Annotated in this window: 14 protein-coding genes; 11 read left to right on the top strand and 3 right to left on the bottom strand. The window is 63.9% G+C overall.

Features of this window, described 5'->3' with window-relative positions; translation table 11 throughout:
- Positions 1-5 precede the first annotated feature (5 nt).
- The 4 genes from CH266_RS03660 to CH266_RS03645 all read left to right on the top strand — a co-directional run bounded on the left by CH266_RS03660 (position 6) and on the right by CH266_RS03645 (position 4,193).
- Entirely contained in the window at positions 6-1,643 is a 1,638-nt protein-coding gene (locus tag CH266_RS03660; protein WP_094714740.1) for a class I adenylate-forming enzyme family protein, read from the top strand.
- The gene (locus CH266_RS03655) at positions 1,640-2,932 is read left to right on the top strand and encodes an MFS transporter (protein ID WP_094714739.1); all 1,293 of its coding nucleotides are present in this window, start codon (positions 1,640-1,642) and stop codon (positions 2,930-2,932) included. The genes CH266_RS03660 and CH266_RS03655 overlap by 4 nt, the downstream gene beginning before the upstream one ends.
- A 70-nt stretch (positions 2,933-3,002) precedes the next feature.
- On the top strand, positions 3,003-3,338 hold the full coding sequence (locus CH266_RS03650; RefSeq protein WP_135046238.1) for a DUF2834 domain-containing protein: 336 nt from the start codon (positions 3,003-3,005) through the stop codon (positions 3,336-3,338).
- A 30-nt stretch (positions 3,339-3,368) separates the two neighbouring features.
- Complete coding sequence (locus tag CH266_RS03645) at positions 3,369-4,193, top strand: dienelactone hydrolase family protein (RefSeq protein ID WP_094714738.1); 825 nt, start codon at positions 3,369-3,371, stop codon at positions 4,191-4,193.
- Positions 4,194-4,234: 41 nt separating this feature from the next.
- On the opposite strand, the gene CH266_RS03640 is transcribed toward CH266_RS03645, so the two are convergent.
- Entirely contained in the window at positions 4,235-4,600 is a 366-nt protein-coding gene (locus CH266_RS03640) for a DUF1330 domain-containing protein (RefSeq protein ID WP_094714737.1), read from the bottom strand.
- 159 nt (positions 4,601-4,759) lie between these two features.
- Here CH266_RS03640 and CH266_RS03635 point away from each other — a divergent pair, with 159 nt between their 5' ends.
- On the top strand, positions 4,760-5,659 hold the full coding sequence (locus CH266_RS03635; RefSeq protein ID WP_094714736.1) for a 3-hydroxyacyl-CoA dehydrogenase: 900 nt from the start codon (positions 4,760-4,762) through the stop codon (positions 5,657-5,659).
- Positions 5,660-5,772: 113 nt separating this feature from the next.
- On the opposite strand, the gene CH266_RS03630 is transcribed toward CH266_RS03635, so the two are convergent.
- A complete protein-coding gene (locus CH266_RS03630; RefSeq protein WP_143547391.1) occupies positions 5,773-6,975 on the bottom strand; it encodes a helix-turn-helix domain-containing protein in 1,203 nt (400 codons plus the stop codon).
- Between the two features lie 128 nt (positions 6,976-7,103).
- Here CH266_RS03630 and CH266_RS03625 point away from each other — a divergent pair, with 128 nt between their 5' ends.
- The 6 genes from CH266_RS03625 to dctA all read left to right on the top strand — a co-directional run bounded on the left by CH266_RS03625 (position 7,104) and on the right by dctA (position 14,284).
- Positions 7,104-8,768 (top strand): FAD-binding dehydrogenase, encoded by a 1,665-nt coding sequence (locus CH266_RS03625; RefSeq protein WP_094714811.1) that lies wholly within the window; start codon positions 7,104-7,106, stop codon positions 8,766-8,768.
- Positions 8,765-9,700: an MBL fold metallo-hydrolase gene (locus tag CH266_RS03620; protein ID WP_255175831.1), complete on the top strand. Its 936-nt coding sequence runs from the start codon at positions 8,765-8,767 to the stop codon at positions 9,698-9,700. The genes CH266_RS03625 and CH266_RS03620 overlap by 4 nt, the downstream gene beginning before the upstream one ends.
- A gap of 114 nt (positions 9,701-9,814) precedes the next feature.
- Positions 9,815-10,861 carry an ABC transporter substrate-binding protein gene (locus CH266_RS03615; RefSeq protein WP_032388834.1) on the top strand — a complete coding sequence of 349 codons (1,047 nt, stop codon included), beginning with the start codon at positions 9,815-9,817 and terminating at the stop codon, positions 10,859-10,861.
- 59 nt (positions 10,862-10,920) lie between these two features.
- Complete coding sequence (locus CH266_RS03610) at positions 10,921-11,910, top strand: FecCD family ABC transporter permease (RefSeq protein WP_080729059.1); 990 nt, start codon at positions 10,921-10,923, stop codon at positions 11,908-11,910.
- On the top strand, positions 11,907-12,686 hold the full coding sequence (locus CH266_RS03605; protein WP_027496184.1) for an ABC transporter ATP-binding protein: 780 nt from the start codon (positions 11,907-11,909) through the stop codon (positions 12,684-12,686). Before CH266_RS03610 ends, CH266_RS03605 begins: the two co-directional genes overlap by 4 nt.
- A gap of 167 nt (positions 12,687-12,853) precedes the next feature.
- Positions 12,854-14,284: a C4-dicarboxylate transporter DctA gene (gene dctA / locus CH266_RS03600; protein ID WP_052055108.1), complete on the top strand. Its 1,431-nt coding sequence runs from the start codon at positions 12,854-12,856 to the stop codon at positions 14,282-14,284.
- Here dctA and CH266_RS03595 read toward each other — a convergent pair.
- Positions 14,206-15,486 (bottom strand): PP2C family protein-serine/threonine phosphatase, encoded by a 1,281-nt coding sequence (locus CH266_RS03595; protein WP_080730096.1) that lies wholly within the window; start codon positions 15,484-15,486, stop codon positions 14,206-14,208. The genes dctA and CH266_RS03595 overlap by 79 nt on opposite strands.
- Between the last annotated feature and the right edge of the window lie 10 nt (positions 15,487-15,496).

Below are 15,496 nucleotides of genomic sequence, written 5' to 3'. Positions count from 1 at the left end.
CGTTCATGACCCTCGACAGCGCGACCGGGCCTGCAACTGTTCTCGACGCCTGGCGTAACCGGGTCGCCGACACTCCGGACCGGCCGGCGCTGGCGTACTTCGACGCGGTGCTCACGGTGCGCGAGGTGGACGAGGCGTCCGATGCGCTTGCCGCCGCACTGTTCGATCGAGGAGTGTCACAGGGCGATCGCGTCGGCATCTATCTGCAGAACATTCCGCAGTACGCCTTGACGTTCCTCGCGCTGTGGAAGATCGGGGCGGTCGCGTTGATCCTCAACCCGATGTACCGCAACCGTGAACTTCGCACCTTGATCGACGATGCAGAACCTGTCGCGCTCGTCTGCGACGAACACGATCTCGATTCTGTGGGGGCGACGTTGCGCGGCAGTTCGATTCGACTGCTCGTGAGCACCAGCGGACTGGACCTGCAGACACGCGACGACCCACGAGTCTTTGCGTCGACGTCACGCGTGACACCCCGGCCCGACGACGATCTGATGGGTCTGATCGACCGCTACCGTGGTCGATCTTTCCCCGAGATCGATCCCGAGCCGGACGATCTCGCGCTACTGGCCTACACGTCAGGAACCACGGGTCCGCCGAAAGGCGCGCAGATCTCGCACGCGAACGCCTTCGCGACTGCCCTCGATTTCGGGGAACGGGCCGGTCTCGACGACGGCGACGTCGTGTTTGCCGTCGCGCCGCTGTTTCACATCACCGGCGCAATGCTCGACGCAGCGGTGGCACTGATCCGCGACTGCATGCTCGTGTTCGCGCATCGTTTCGACGCGGCAGTCACTCTCGACGCTGTCGTCGAGCATCGTGTCACCTACACCATCGGTTCGATCACGGTGTTCAACGCGATCTCCGCAACCGAGGGTGCGACGAGGGCCCACTTCGAGTCGGTGAAGGCGTTGTATTCCGGAGGCGCACCTATTCCGCCCGCCACCGTCGCCGCGTTCGAGTCCCAATTCGGTTGCTACATCCACAACGCATACGGGATGACCGAAACCACCGCGGGAGTCATTGCCGTGCCACCCGGCGTGCGCGCGCCGGTGGACGCGGCCAGCGGTTCACTGTCCGTCGGGTTGCCTCTTCCGCGCGTGACGTTACGAACGCTCGACCCATCGGGGGAGCCGACGGCCGCGGGAATCGCAGGGGAACTGGAGATCTCGGGTCCGCAGGTGGTGTCGGGCTACTGGCGCAATCCGGACGCGTCCGAGTCGACGATGCCAGACGGCCGTCTTCGCACGGGAGATGTGGCAATCATCGACGACCACGGCTGGGTGTATCTCGTCGACCGACTCAAGGATCAGATCAACGTGTCGGGATACAAAGTGTGGCCCCGAGAGGTCGAGGACACGCTCTACGAACATTCAGCGGTGTTCGAGGCCGCTGTGGTGGGCAGGCCGGATGACTATCAAGGGGAATCGGTGGTGGCGTACGTGTCACTCCGGCGCGACGCCACCACGACGCCGGATGAACTGATGGCCTTCGCGCGTGAACGACTGGCCGCGTACAAGCGTCCGAAATCCATCCACATCATCGACGAACTTCCCAAAACCCAGACCGGGAAGATTCGACGTGCAGCACTCAAACCTGTTCCTGTGAAAAATAATTCGATCGAAAGTGGCACTCCATGACTGTCGGATCATCGCACGACACCCGCTCGGCACCGGATATTTCCTCACGGAAGAAATCGTTGTTCGCCAGCACGATAGGCAACGTACTCGAATGGTACGAGTGGAGTGCCTATGCAGTGTTCGCGCCGTTCATCGCGGCGGCCATGTTCAGCCAGGCCGATCCCGTCTCGGCATTGCTGTCCACGCTTGCGGTGTTCGCCGTCGGATTCCTGATGCGGCCTCTCGGCGGCATCGTGTTCGGACGAATCGCGGACAAGAAGGGCCGAAAGTTCGTCCTTGTCACCACGATGCTGATGATGGCAACCGGCAGCTTGCTGATCGGCATCATGCCCACCTACGGTGCGATCGGGGCCTGGGCCTCGGTACTGCTGTTGCTCGCACGCGTCATGCAGGGTTTCGCGCACGGCGGCGAGTCGGCAACGGCGTACTCCTACGTCGGCGAGATCGCACCACCGAACCGACGTGGCATGTGGGGCAGCGTCGCGTTCGTCGCCATCTTCGGTGGATCGGCTCTGGCATACACCGTGGGTGGCGTCATCACCTCCACCCTGTCGGACTCTGCTGTCGGGCAATGGGGTTGGCGCATCCCCTTCCTCCTCGGCGCGCTCCTCGCGCTGTTCGCTCTCTACCTGCGCAAGAACATGGACGAGAGCGAGGTGTTCGACTCGGAGCAGAACAAGGTAGAACAAGAACCGATCGCGCGTAAGACCGTCGTCAAAGCGATCGTGTTGATGATCGGAATGACGTCGGGAATCACGGCGGCGCACTACACCTGGACCTCCTACGTCTCGACGTTCGCCATCACGCAGCGCGGGATGAACCCGGACACCGCCTACTGGATGCTCGTCGTCGCGCAGTTGATAGCGCTGGTGTCGCTACCGTTCTTCGGTCGCCTTTCGGATTCGATCGGTCGGCGGCCGATGCTGGCGGCATTCGCAGTGCTGATGTTCGTGCTGCAGATCCCGCTGACGATGCTGATTTCCACGCAGTGGTGGTCATTGCTGCTGCCGTCGACGGTGGCGTTGCTCGTCATCGCCGTCCCGGCCTCGATTCTGTCGTCGACGTTGTCGGAGAGCTTTCCCACCCGACTCCGCACGCAGGCAATCGGATTCGCCTATTCGTTCTCGGTTGCGGTGTTCGGCGGAACCGCACCGTATCTCAACCAGCTGTTCCTCGGCTTGGATCTGGGCTGGGTCTTCGGCGTGTACATCATGCTCCTCGCTGCCCTGACCGGAGTCGCCTGCTTCTACATGAAGGAGACCAAAGGCATCCGGCTCGAAGACGTCTGACTCGGACCGGCCGACTCGGTCGAATCGAACGACACGCCGGTGGTGTTGCGCGGTGCTCTACGTTGAGGTCATGAGAACCGCAGACGCCACTCGTCGACGCCTCCTGCTGCTGCTGACCGTCATCGGCTTCGTCGTCCCCAATGCCTACGTCGTCGGCTACTTTCGCGAGCACGGGGTGAGCGCGGGCAGCGCAGCGAAGTTCTTCTCCGAATGGGTGGCGTCCACGCCGACGCGAGCCCTGACCGCCGACCTCGGTATCACCAGTATCGCTTTCGGAATCTGGTCCAGAGGGGATGCCAAAGATCATGGCGTCAAACACTGGTGGCTGGTTCCCGTCGGTACCGGCTCGGTGGGAATCTGCTTCGCGCTTCCGCTGTACCTGTTGCTGCGTGAGTATTCGCAGTGATGTCGCCGATCGAGAAAGAGGACCGCTTCGATGACAGATGACGCCCTTGCCGACTTCGAGCGAACCGAGTTCACCGCAGACGGGCGCACGGCGCCTGTCTATCGAATCGGCACCGGCCCGGCGGTCATCGTGATGTCCGAAATGCCGGGCATCACGCCGAGAGTGGCGGATTTCGCGCGCACCGTCGCCGGGATCGGATGCACCGCGATCGTGCCGCACCTGTTCGGCGTCGACGGCAAGGATCCTTCGACCGCGCCCCTGGGCGTGCTCGGGACGGTGGCAACGATCTCTCGCGCCATCGTGCCGGCGTGTATCAGTCGAGAATTCACCATCCTGGCCACCGGCAAGTCGTCGCGAGTCGTGGTGTGGCTGCGTGCTCTGGCGGCCGAGGAACACGAGCGGTGCGGCGGACCGGGGGTCGGTGCCATCGGAATGTGCTTCACGGGCGGGTTCGCCCTGGCCATGGCCGCCGACGATCGATTGATCGCGCCGGTGCTGTCGCAACCGTCACTTCCGTTCGCGGCATCGAAGTCACGCAGTCGTTCCATCGACATCAGTGCCGGCGACCTTTCGAAGGTGAAAAGCCGTTGTGCTGCGGGAGATCTCACTGTTCTCGGTATGCGGTTCCAGGGCGACAGGATGTGTCCCCCTGCACGGTTCGAGTTTCTGAGGGAACAACTCGGCGACGCATTCGTCTCCGTGGAATTGCCCGACTCCTCGTTCAATCCGGAAGCCTTCGGACCGCCGCACTCCGTCGTGACGGAAGGACTCATCGACGAGCCGGGTCAGCCGACGCGGCAGGCTCTGGACCAGGTACTCGACCTGTTCCGCAGTAAATTGCTCGCAACGCCGTGAAGCCCCGCGGCGCGAACACGATGCGAAGCCGAAGGTCGAATTCACGACCACGGAATCGTGGCCTGCAGAACCGCCTCCTTCAACGCGGCGGTCCGTAACGCCGTCACCGTCTGATATTCGGGATCGGCCACCATCTCGCTGAACGCCCTACGTGACGGGTACTGGACCAGGAGTCTTGCATCCCAGGCCTGCCCGTCCTCGGCGGCAAGTGCGGTCGAACCGTCGCCCGCGTACAGCACCGTCGCGCCGTAGCGCGGGAGGAAAGTCTCGTCCAGTGCTTTCGCATATTCTGCGTAGGAGTCGCGACCACCCTCGGCGAACCGAAGCAGGTTGAGCATCACCACCGGACCGCCGGGATCTTCTTCGAGGTAGCGCTTCAGGTCTCTTCCGCGGGGATCGACAGCCATCGTTCGAGTATGCGTGAGCCGTCGATCCTGTGGAGTGCGAAGCGCTGTTGTCGGTCGAGTCGATCCGCTGTCGGCCCCCACGAGACGGTGGCTCCGCGCTCAGCGGTAGAACTGGGGGAGCGGGAAACCAGTGACTCGATAGAGGGAAGTGTGTCGTCTATGTCCGATGTTGAGAACGTGACCGTATTCGGAACCGGAGTGCTCGGTTCACAGATCATGATGCAGGCTGCCTACCACGGAAAAACCGTTGTGGGATACGACATTTCCGACGAACTTCTGGCCAAGCTGCCGGACCGCTGGGAATGGATGCGCGGATACTACAAGCGTGACCTGAAGACTTTCGACGAGGCGCGCTTCGACAAGGCCATCGAATCCATCACGACCACCACCAGCGTCGCGGAGGCTGTTTCGGATGCCGACCTGGTGATCGAAGCAGTTCCGGAGGATCTCGACCTGAAGAAGAAGGTCTGGTCGGATATCGGCGCGTCCGCCCCGCCGAAAACTGTCTTCGTGACCAACTCGTCGTCGCTACTGCCCAGCAGTTTCGCCGAGGCCACCGGGCGGCCGGAAAAGTTTCTCGCATTGCACTTCGCCAATCTCGTGTGGCGATACAACACCGGTGAGGTGATGGCAACTGCTGCAACAGATCCTGTCTACTTCGATGTCGTCCTGAGCTTTGCTTCGGAGATCGGTCTCGTTCCCGTTCCGGTCCGAAAGGAAATTCCGGGATACGTGCTGAACAGTCTTCTGATCCCGCTGCTGCAAGCGGGAGCCAACCTCTACGTCGGCGGGGTTGCCAATCCGGCGGACATCGACAACGTGTGGCGCATAGCCACCGGGGCACCCGCCGGTCCGTTCCAGATATACGACACTGTCGGCTTCAACGTCGCAGCACATATCGCGCGCGCACACGGTGGCGAGGATCAGGTCAAATTTGCCGACATACTGCAAAAGGGTATCGACGCGGGAAAGACCGGTCTCGGGGACGGTGAAGGCTTTTACACGTACGACTCCGACGGCCGGCGACTCGACGCTGTCGAGTCGTGGAACATCAACTGAATCGCTCGATCCCGCCTGTCGGTGATCCTGGGATCGACGACTCGGGCTCGACTGATCGGTCATGGGCGCGTGTGCGCATGACCACCGACGACGCCGAATTCAGCCGAGCCGGGTCAACCGAGTTGGCGTAGTTGTATCGCGGTGTCCAGCGCCAACCGATGCCACGCCGAACGCGGATCCCGTCCGGTCAGTTCCTGAGCGCGGCGCAGTCGATAGCGCAAAGTCTGCGGGTGCACCTGCAGTCGGGCGGCTGCAGCCGTTGCTGTGCCGGTGGAGATGAAGGCCGAAAGGCCCTGCAGGATATGCTCGTTCGCTGCCTCGGTCAGCGGGCCGAGCACGCTACGCACCACCTCGCTCGTGTCGGCGGTCGGGCGCGCTGTCAACAGTGCCAACAGCTGACCGTCGCCCTGATCGAGCAGTGCCCGGCCGTCGAACGCGTGATCCGGTGCGGTCTCGAGCGCTTCCGAGGCGAGTCGCCACGAACTGCTGATATCGGTAACGGTCGATCTCTCCACGAGGCATCCGCGCAGCCGCAGATCCCGACACGCGAGGTCGACCTCGGCGCGATGGATCGACGGCGGCAGCAGCGCGATCGCGCGTTGTTCGCGCCGAGTGCACAAGTGTGTTCGTTGATCCGCCGTTGTGGTGCGGTCCGGAGGGACGAGGCCCATCGCAAGCACCAGAGACTCGACGGTGTCGTCGGACATGGGTCGGCCCGGATCGGTGGACTGCACCACGAGCAGGTTCGGGTGCGTCGGCAGCTTCAGGTCGAGTTCGCGAGTACGGTCCGACACCGCCCCGGGTGAGTTGTGTCTGGCAGCCAGCAAGTCGTCGAGCAACGCGGCGTGCGCCTGCGCACGGTTGGATGTGAGCTGTTCGCGCGCAATGACATACGCACCGATGATCTCCTCGGATATGGCGTCGATCGCGTCGAGCACGCCCAGGCCGAGTTCGGCGATGTCCGGCGGGTCGAGTGCTTCCAGATACTCCGTCGTCACGTGCCGAACGAACACGCTCGACGCGACTCGATACGCGCGCAGCACATCGGCCAGCGGCCGCCCGTCTGCCGCGCGTGCGGAACCTATGGCTCGGAATCTCTTGTGGTCGCGGTCGTCGATCGTCCGATCGCCGTGCGCCCACAGGGCCATCAGCCGCCTCAGTGACCAATACGCGATGGCCTCGACATCGGCCAATTGTGGACCCTGCAGTGACTGGTAGACCGGGATCGCGTCGCGAATCGCGTGTACTGCGGATGCGACGACGGGGCCCAGATCCGATTCGATCTTCGCGACCACGGCGACCCGCGCCGGGTACATCGATCTACCTCGCACTCTTTATCAGCACCTGATAAACCCTATACTCATTCGACTCGATTTCCTTGAGTTCCGACGCCGACGACAGCACAGTCGAGGGAGACACCCGGGTCGAGCAGAAGAGTGGGGCAATGGACGCAGACGTGATCGTGGTGGGGGCCGGCTTGGCCGGACTGGTGGCAACCGCCGAACTGGCCGACGCGGGAAAGCGCGTGCTGCTCCTCGACCAGGAACCCGAGCAGAACCTGGGTGGTCAGGCCTTCTGGTCCCTCGGCGGACTGTTCATGGTCGACACGCCCGAACAGCGTCGAATGGGCATCAAGGATTCGGCGGATCTGGCGTGGCAGGACTGGCTCGGCACAGCGACGTTCGATCGCGGCATCGACGACCCTGCAGGGGAAGACTACTGGGGTCATCGGTGGGCCAGGGCATACCTCGATTTCGCGGCAGGTGAGAAGCGGTCGTGGCTCCACGCTCAGGGAATGCGATGGGTCCCCATCGTCGGATGGGCCGAGCGCGGCGGCTACCTGGCCGAGGGGCACGGAAATTCGGTTCCGCGATTCCACCTGACGTGGGGCACCGGGCCGGGTGTCGTCGCGCCGTTCGAGCGTCGCGTACGTGAGGCTGCCGACAAAGGGTTGGTGCGCTTCGGTTTTCGGCATCGGGTCGACGGATTCGTCGTCGACGGGGGAGCGGTGGTCGGAGTTCGCGGTGCGATGCTCGAAGCCAGTGCCGCGGAGCGAGGGGCAGGAAGTACCCGCGTCGAAGTGGGTGAGTTCGAGCTCCGCGCCGGAGCCGTGCTGGTGACGGCAGGAGGAATCGGGGCCAATCACGATCTGGTGCGCGAGAATTGGCCGGCGCGGCTCGGGACGCCGCCGAAGTCGTTGATCTCCGGAGTGCCCGAACACGTCGACGGCCGAATGCTCGGCATCACCGAGAAGGCCGGCGGCCGCCTGGTCAACAAGGACCGAATGTGGCACTACACCGAAGGCATCAAGAACTGGAACCCGATCTGGAAGAACCACGGCATCAGAGTCATTCCGGGCCCGTCGTCGATGTGGTTCGACGCCCGTGGGCAACGGTTTCCGGTTCCGAACTTCCCCGGATTCGATACTCTGGGAACGCTGAAAGCGATCCAGGACAGCGGTTTCGAGTACTCGTGGTTCGTACTGACCCAGAAGATCATCGAGAAGGAATTCGCGTTGTCCGGGTCGGAACAGAACCCGGACATCACCGGCAAGAACCTCAAGCTCGTTCTCGGGCGGGTATTGCCCGGTGCCAGCGAACCGGTGGAGGCATTCAAGAAGAACGGCGAGGACTTCGTCGTCGCCGATTCTCTCGAAGAATTGGTCCGGGGCATGAACCGAATCACCGGCGAGGACTTGATCGACGGTGTCGACCTCAGGCGTCAGATCGAGTCGCGAGACCGTGAGGTGGACAATCCTTTCACCAAGGATCTGCAGATCTCTGCCATCCACAATTCCCGGCGCTCGCGCGGTGAACGCATCGCGCGGACCGCTGCACCTCACAAGATTCTCGATCCCAAGTCGGGTCCGCTGATCGCGGTGCGGTTGAACATTATCACTCGGAAGACGTTGGGCGGCATTCAAACCGATCTCGACGGTCGTGTTCTCGACTCGATGGGTAATGCCATCGAGGGGCTGTGGGCTGCCGGTGAGATCGCCGGATTCGGCGGCGGCGGTGTGCACGGCTACCGGTCCTTGGAAGGAACCTTCCTCGGTGGATGCATCTTCGGCGGACGACAGGCAGGGCGAGCCCTGGCGGCGCAGGCGTGAGAGCGCCGCGTTCGCTCGGTAGACCCCCACTGCCCGATGCGGCCGAGATCGCCACCACAGCATCCGCGAATCCCCGATCCCCGGTCTCGGTCTCGTTTCTCGGGGTGAGCACGATGCTGTTCGACGACGGCGAGTCGGCGATCCTGACCGACGGCTTCTTCTCGCGTCCGTCCCTACCGAAAACCCTTCTGCTGCCTCTACGTTCGGACGGCCCGAGAATAGACAGTGCGTTGGGTAGAGCCGGCATCGGGACGCTCGACGCGGTGGTGTGCGCCCATTCTCATTTCGATCATGCCCTCGACTCCGCAGCGGTGGCGCTGCGCACCGGCGCGGCGCTGGTCGGTGGTTCCTCGACTGCACAGATCGGGCGGGGCGCGCAGATGCCCGAGGGTCGCATCACCGTCGTCGCCGACGGTTCCGCGGTCGAACTGGGTCATTTCACTGTCACGTTCGTCGAGTCGGTTCACTCGTATCCGGACCGAGCTCACGGGACGATCGACCGGCCACTGCGGCAGCCTGCTCGGGTGCGAGCGTTCCGGTGCGGTGAGGCGTGGTCGATGGCAGTCGAGCACCGTCCGAGCGGCAGGCGGGCTCTCGTTCACAGCAGCGCCGGGTTCCGAGCGGGCATGCTCGACGGCCTTTCCGCCGAGGTGGTGTACCTGTCCATCGGTCAGCTGGGGCGCCGAACACGCGAGTACATCGATGAGTATTGGCGGGAGACGGTGTTGTCGGTGGGGGCTCGGCGCGTCGTGCTGACGCATTGGGACGACTTCTTCCGGCCCCTCGACAGGCCGTTGCGGCCGCTGCCCTACGCCTTCGACGACATGCGCACCTCGCTCGACGTATTGACCGCCTGTGCACGCAGAGATGGGGTCGACCTGCAGTTGCCGACGCTGTGGCGGCGTGCGGACCCCTGGGCAGACATGGTCTGAGGCACCGAACGGGAGCGACCGAAATGCGCGGCGGTCGTCGAGCAAGATAGGGCAGGGTATCCTCTCCTCTTGTTCGTCCTCCCGCTCAGTACGTCGAGAAAGTTCGGTCACCCCGTGAAAAAAAGTACGAGGCGCGTCGCTGCCCTCTCGTCGCTGGTTCTTGCTGCAGGTCTGATCACCGCATGTGGTGAGTCCGAGGAGGTGTCGCAGACCGCGGCCACGGGCGGCGACGGCAAGACCGTCTACCCGCTCGTACTCGACAACTGTGGCCAGTCGGTGACCGTCGACGCTCCGCCGCAGCGAGTGGTGTCTCTCGATCAGGATTCCACCGAGATCCTGCTGTCGCTCGGTCTGCAGGATCGCATGGTCGGGACAGCGTCGTGGACGGATCCGATCCGCGAGAATCTCGCCGAGGCGAACGCATCCGTTCCGCGGTTGGCAGACAACGCGCCGACCTACGAGGTGGTGCTCGACACCGACCCGGATTTCGTGACCGCGTCGTTCGGCCGCCATTACAAGCAGGGCGGTGTCGCAGACCGTAGCCGCTTCGCCGAATCGAACATCGAGACGTATCTCGCACCCACCGACTGTGACAACGGCCTGAGCGTCAACGGTGGCAATCCCCGGACGACCCCGTTGACCATGGACGCGCTGTATCAGACCATTCGCGAAACGGCCGAGGTGTTCGACGTCCAGGAACGCGGTGAGAGCTTGATCAGCGAACTGCAAGGCCGTCTGGACGCGGCCACATCGGGCAACGACAAGACCGGTGAGAGCATCGCGTTCTGGTTCGCAGACACCAAGAGCCCGTACTTCGCCGGCCGCTCCGGAGCGCCTGCCCTCCTCGCCGATCAGGTCGGTGCCACCAACGTCTACTCCGATCTGCAGGACGACTGGGAAGCGGTCGGGTGGGAAACAGTGGTGGACCGCGATCCGTCCGTGCTGGTGCTCGGAGACCTACTCCGCAATCGGTTCCCCGGGGACAAGCTGGAGGACAAGATTGCGTTCCTCGAATCGGACCCGGTCACCAGCACGATGGACGCGGTGAAGAACAAGCGGTACATCTCGCTGCACGGCGCCGAGATGAACCCCTCGATTCGGCTGGTCGACGCCGTCGAGAAGCTGACCGCAGGACTGAACCAGATCGGGCCTCGGTCCTGAGCGCCACCACGGTCGAGCCGAGCGTCTCGGCGAAACGACAGATCGGCCTGCCCGCCGTCATGATCGGCGGGGTTCTTCTTCTGGTCGTCTCCGTGGCGATCGCGATGACACTCGGGCCGGCGCAGATCTCGCTGGTCAACGTGCGTGACGTCGTGCTCAACCACCTGGGACTGGCGGACATCCCCGTCCGGGTGTCCAAGAACGCGATCGTGTGGGAAGAGCGGCTCCCGCGCAGCCTCGTGGCAGCTGCGTGCGGCAGCGGCCTCGGGATCTGCGGGGTCATCATGCAGTCGCTGCTCCGCAATCCGCTCGCCGACCCGTTCGTGCTCGGCATCAGTTCCGGCGCGTCGACGGGAGCGGTGCTGGTCGGGATCCTCGGAGTCGGTGGGGCCGCGCTCGGACTGTCCGGTGGCGCGTTCATCGGGGCACTGGTGGCATTCGGACTGGTGCTGCTTCTCGCTCAACTCTCCGGCGGCAACAACGACCGCGTGATTCTGGCCGGAGTGGCGTCGACCCAGTTGTTCTCGGCATTGACATCGTTGGTGATCTTCGCGTTCGCCGATTCCGACGAGACCCGCGGCGTCATGTTCTGGCTGCTGGGCTCGCTCGAGGGTGTTCGCTGGGACGACGTGATTCTGTGCGCCGCAGTCGTCGCGGTCGGGACAGCCGTCTGCTTCTACTACGCATTCGTGCTCGACGCGTTCTCGTTCGGCAACGAGGTGGCGTCCTCGCTGGGCATCCCGGTACGCAAGGCTCGCATCGCACTTCTGGTCGTGACCGCCCTCATCACGGCCACCTTGGTGAGTGTGGCAGGGGCGATCGGATTCCTCGGGCTCGTGTTACCGCATGCAGCGCGGTTCCTCGTCGGCTCGAGGCACGGTCGGCTCGTGCCGGTCACGGCGTTGATCGGGGCGGTCTTCATGGTCTGGGTGGACGCGGTGTCACGCGTCGCGTTCGCGCCGACGCCGCTGCCGGTCGGCGTGGGCACCGCACTGGTGGGCGTCCCGGCATTCATCGCCATCCTGTCCAGACGGAAGAAGGCGTCATGACACTCTCGGCAACCGATGTCACGTGGCGTCGCGGCGGTGCGCTGGTCGTCGACGGGGTGTCCCTCGAGCCCGGCCCGGGCGATACCGTCGGGCTGCTCGGGCCCAACGGATCCGGCAAGTCCTCGCTGCTGCATCTGATGAACGGTGCCGTCAGGCCGACGTCGGGCGTGGTGACCCTCGACGGAACCGAGCTGTCCGCGATGCGGCGGAAGGACGTCGCGAAGATCGTGGCCGTGGTGAGTCAGCACGCCGACACCGACTTCGACATCACCGTCGCCGACGTCGTACGGCTCGGCCGCATTCCCCATCGAGGAGCGTTCGGCGGAGACGCAGCTGCAGATGCGGCGGCCGTGGATTCTGCACTGCGGCATACGGGTCTGGCAGGAAAGGCTCATTGTCTGTGGCATCAGCTGTCCGGCGGAGAACGGCAGCGCGCGCAGATCGCGCGCGCCCTGGCTCAGGAGCCGCGGGAACTGCTGCTCGACGAACCGACCAACCATCTCGACATCCATCATCAGCTCGAATTGCTGGCGCTGGTCGCACGGTTACCCATCACGAGCGTCATCGCACTGCACGATCTGAACCTGGCGGCGATGTTCTGCACGCAACTCGTGGTGTTGTCCGAGGGCCGGGTGGTGGCAGCAGGCGCACCCGCCGACGTACTCACCGAGGAGTTGATCGCGCGGGTGTACCGCGTGCGTGCCCATGTGACCCTCGATGGACCGAACAACAGTCCGTCGATCCGATTCGAGCCCGGCCTCGGGGCGCACGTGTAACTCGACCTGCCGATCGAGTCGACTGGTTTCACCATCGACCATCACCATCGACCATCACCGTCAACATCGCCGAAACATTTCTCGCGCACGATGGTCGCGCCGAAACATGGTGCGATGCGACGGAGATGTCGCCGAGCACGACGGAAACTCGATCGAACGGTGAGCGCATGACAGAACGACCGACCGCAACGGACCGGGAAGCCGAACCCGGTGTACGCCGAAAGCCTTGGTATGCATCGCTTTTCGTGCAGTTACTGATCGGCATAGTCGGAGGCATTGCGATCGGGTGGCTCTGGCCGGGCCTGGGTGCGGACCTCAAACCACTGGCCGACGGCTTCATCAAGCTCATCAAGATGCTGATCGCCCCGATCATCTTCTGCACCGTCGTCATCGGCATCGCCCATGTGGGCGACCTCAAGTCCGTCGGCCGCATCGGCGTCAAGGCCCTGGTCTACTTCGAGCTGATCACGACGTTCGCGCTCGTGTTCGGTCTGGTGGTCGGCAACATCGTCAAGCCGGGCTCCGGGTTCTCCATCGACCCGCAGACCTTGGCCACCGGTGCCGAGGCCGTCGACCAGAAGACCGGCAGCGGCGAGTTGCCGCACACCGTGGACTTCTTGCTGAACATCATTCCGACCTCTGTGGTGTCGGCATTCGCGGAGAACGCGCTACTGCAGGTGCTGTTCTTCGCCGTGCTGTTCGGCTTGGCCTTGGCGAAGTTCGGTGAGAAGGGCCCGCCGATCGTGCTCGAACTCGTCGATCACATCAGCCACATCTTCTTCACGATCATCGGTTGGATCATGCGCCTGGCACCCATCGGTGCCTTCGGGGCGATGGCATACATCGTCGGCCAGTACGGCATTTCGTCGCTCGGTAGCTACGGGAAACTGATCGCGTGCTGCTACCTGGCTGCCGTGTTGTTCATTCTCGTTCTCGCGGCCGTCGCGCGGTACTTCGCCGGAGTCAACCTCTGGAAGTTCTTGCGGTACATCAAGGACGAGTTGTTCCTCGCCCTCGGAACGGCGTCGACGGAGGTGGTACTGCCGCGCATCATGGTCAAGCTGACCGAGGCAGGGTGCTCCCGCACGACCACCGGTCTGGTGGTTCCGACGGGATATTCGTTCAACCTCGACGGAGCAACCCTCTATCTGTCGATCTGCATTCTCTTTCTCGCGCAGGCTCTCGGCGTCGACCTGACACTCGGAGAGCAGATCGCTGCGGTGTTGATCCTGATGTTGACCTCCAAAGGCATGGCCGGAGTACCGGGTTCGTCGTTCCTCGCATTGTCGGCGACCGTTGCGGCCATCGGGCACGGGTCCATCCCGGTTGCGGCCGTGGCGTTGCTGCTCGGTGCCGACCGGATCATGGACTCCATGCGGGTATCGGTGAACCTTCTCGGCAACTGCGTCGCGACATTCGTCGTGGCGAACTGGGAGGGCCAACTCGACAAAGAGCGAATGCGCAGAGTGCTCGACGGTGAGGAGGTACCGCCGTTGGAGGCGATCGAGGAGTCGAAGGACTACGAACCGGTCGGATCCGAGCCGGAATCGGTAGCGATCGGGGGAACCTCGAAGGCGAGCAACGCCACGTCGTCCTGAAGCCCGTCACCGAACGAGGCCAACAATTCGGTCAGATCGTCGACGATCTTCGCCGCGGAGGTCCGGCCTCGTTCGGCGGCGAATGCGTGCAGACTGCCGTCGTCGTCGAAACGAGTTCGGCCCGGGCCGACGATCGCCTCGGTCAGCCCGTCGGTGTAGAACGCCAACACGTCACCGGGCTGCATCGTCACCGTCGCCGAGGCGAAGTGCGGTTCGGTGAGGGCTCCGACCAACTGCCCCCCGGTGGTGTCCACGAACTCGACGACGCCATCGTGCGCGATACGAAGAGCCGGCGGGTGGCCTCCGCTGGCGAGGTGCACCACGGCACCGTCGGGTCCCGGCGCGACGGTACCGAAGACCACGGTGCAGAAACGCGGATCGTCGCCGTGAAACTCGTGGTGGAGCACCGTGTTGAGGTTCTCGAGTACGGCGATCGGATCCCGATCGAAGACCGCTGCGGCCCGCAGCGTGTATCGAGTCAGGGACGTGACGGCAGCCGCGCCCGCTCCTTTTCCGCTCACGTCGCCGAGGAAGAAACCCCACGTCGCGTTGTCGAGGGGAAACACGTCGTAGAAATCGCCGCCCACTTCGTCGATGGACGCAGGGTGGTAATGGGCCGCCACCTGCATGCCCGTCGGCGCGGACAGGATCGGCGGCAACAGTGTGCGTTGCAGAGTCGACGCCAGAATCTGTACCTGAGTCTTCTCTGCTTCCGCCAACTTGCGGGCTTCCTCCGACGCGCCCAATGCATCCTGAGATCGGTCGAGAGCTGCTTCGGCGTCGTCCTGAGCTGCCTCGGCATATATCCGCGCATCCATCAGGTGCTGCTCGCGGACTCGGCGCTCGGTCTCGTTGTGCAGCGTCATGGTCACCGTCGTCGCACCGGACACCGCTCGCAAACTGTTGGCGAGCATCGACACCGCCGTCTGCGAGCCCGATGCGGGTGCGCCGGTGAGTTGCGCCGTCACTCCGATGGGCGAGTCGGAGTCGGACGACGTGGCTGCCGCGAGCAGTTCGCGCAAAACCGGTGCGAACTCGGGGCTGAAAAGATCCGTGACTGCGGTGCCGACCAGATCGTCCCGACTCAGTGCCGTGATGCGAGCGGCCGCCGCGTTGGCGTAAAGGATGTCGCCGGACGCAACGTCGATCGAAAAAACCCCGCACGGTGCGGAGTCGAGTAGTTCGGCAGCCGAGGCGGTCATGGCTTCTCCT

This window comes from Rhodococcus sp. 06-1474-1B (assembly GCF_002258885.1).
In the GTDB taxonomy this organism is placed as follows: domain Bacteria; phylum Actinomycetota; class Actinomycetes; order Mycobacteriales; family Mycobacteriaceae; genus Rhodococcoides; species Rhodococcoides fascians.
The sequence above is the reverse complement of the archived record's forward strand: the minus strand, read 5'-3'. Positions and strand labels throughout refer to the sequence as shown.

Bases quoted from the DNA above. Each gene is read 5' to 3' on its own strand.
- CH266_RS03660 (WP_094714740.1), top strand. From the start codon at position 6: ATGACCCTCGACAGCGCGACCGGGCCTGCAACTGTTCTCGACGCCTGG.
- CH266_RS03655 (WP_094714739.1), top strand. From the start codon at position 1,640: ATGACTGTCGGATCATCGCACGACACCCGCTCGGCACCGGATATTTCC.
- CH266_RS03650 (WP_135046238.1), top strand. From the start codon at position 3,003: ATGAGAACCGCAGACGCCACTCGTCGACGCCTCCTGCTGCTGCTGACC.
- CH266_RS03645 (WP_094714738.1), top strand. From the start codon at position 3,369: ATGACAGATGACGCCCTTGCCGACTTCGAGCGAACCGAGTTCACCGCA.
- CH266_RS03640 (WP_094714737.1), bottom strand. From the start codon at position 4,600: ATGGCTGTCGATCCCCGCGGAAGAGACCTGAAGCGCTACCTCGAAGAA.
- CH266_RS03635 (WP_094714736.1), top strand. From the start codon at position 4,760: ATGTCCGATGTTGAGAACGTGACCGTATTCGGAACCGGAGTGCTCGGT.
- CH266_RS03630 (WP_143547391.1), bottom strand. From the start codon at position 6,975: ATGTACCCGGCGCGGGTCGCCGTGGTCGCGAAGATCGAATCGGATCTG.
- CH266_RS03625 (WP_094714811.1), top strand. From the start codon at position 7,104: ATGGACGCAGACGTGATCGTGGTGGGGGCCGGCTTGGCCGGACTGGTG.
- CH266_RS03610 (WP_080729059.1), top strand. From the start codon at position 10,921: ATGATCGGCGGGGTTCTTCTTCTGGTCGTCTCCGTGGCGATCGCGATG.
- CH266_RS03605 (WP_027496184.1), top strand. From the start codon at position 11,907: ATGACACTCTCGGCAACCGATGTCACGTGGCGTCGCGGCGGTGCGCTG.
- dctA (WP_052055108.1), top strand. From the start codon at position 12,854: ATGACAGAACGACCGACCGCAACGGACCGGGAAGCCGAACCCGGTGTA.
- CH266_RS03595 (WP_080730096.1), bottom strand. From the start codon at position 15,486: ATGACCGCCTCGGCTGCCGAACTACTCGACTCCGCACCGTGCGGGGTT.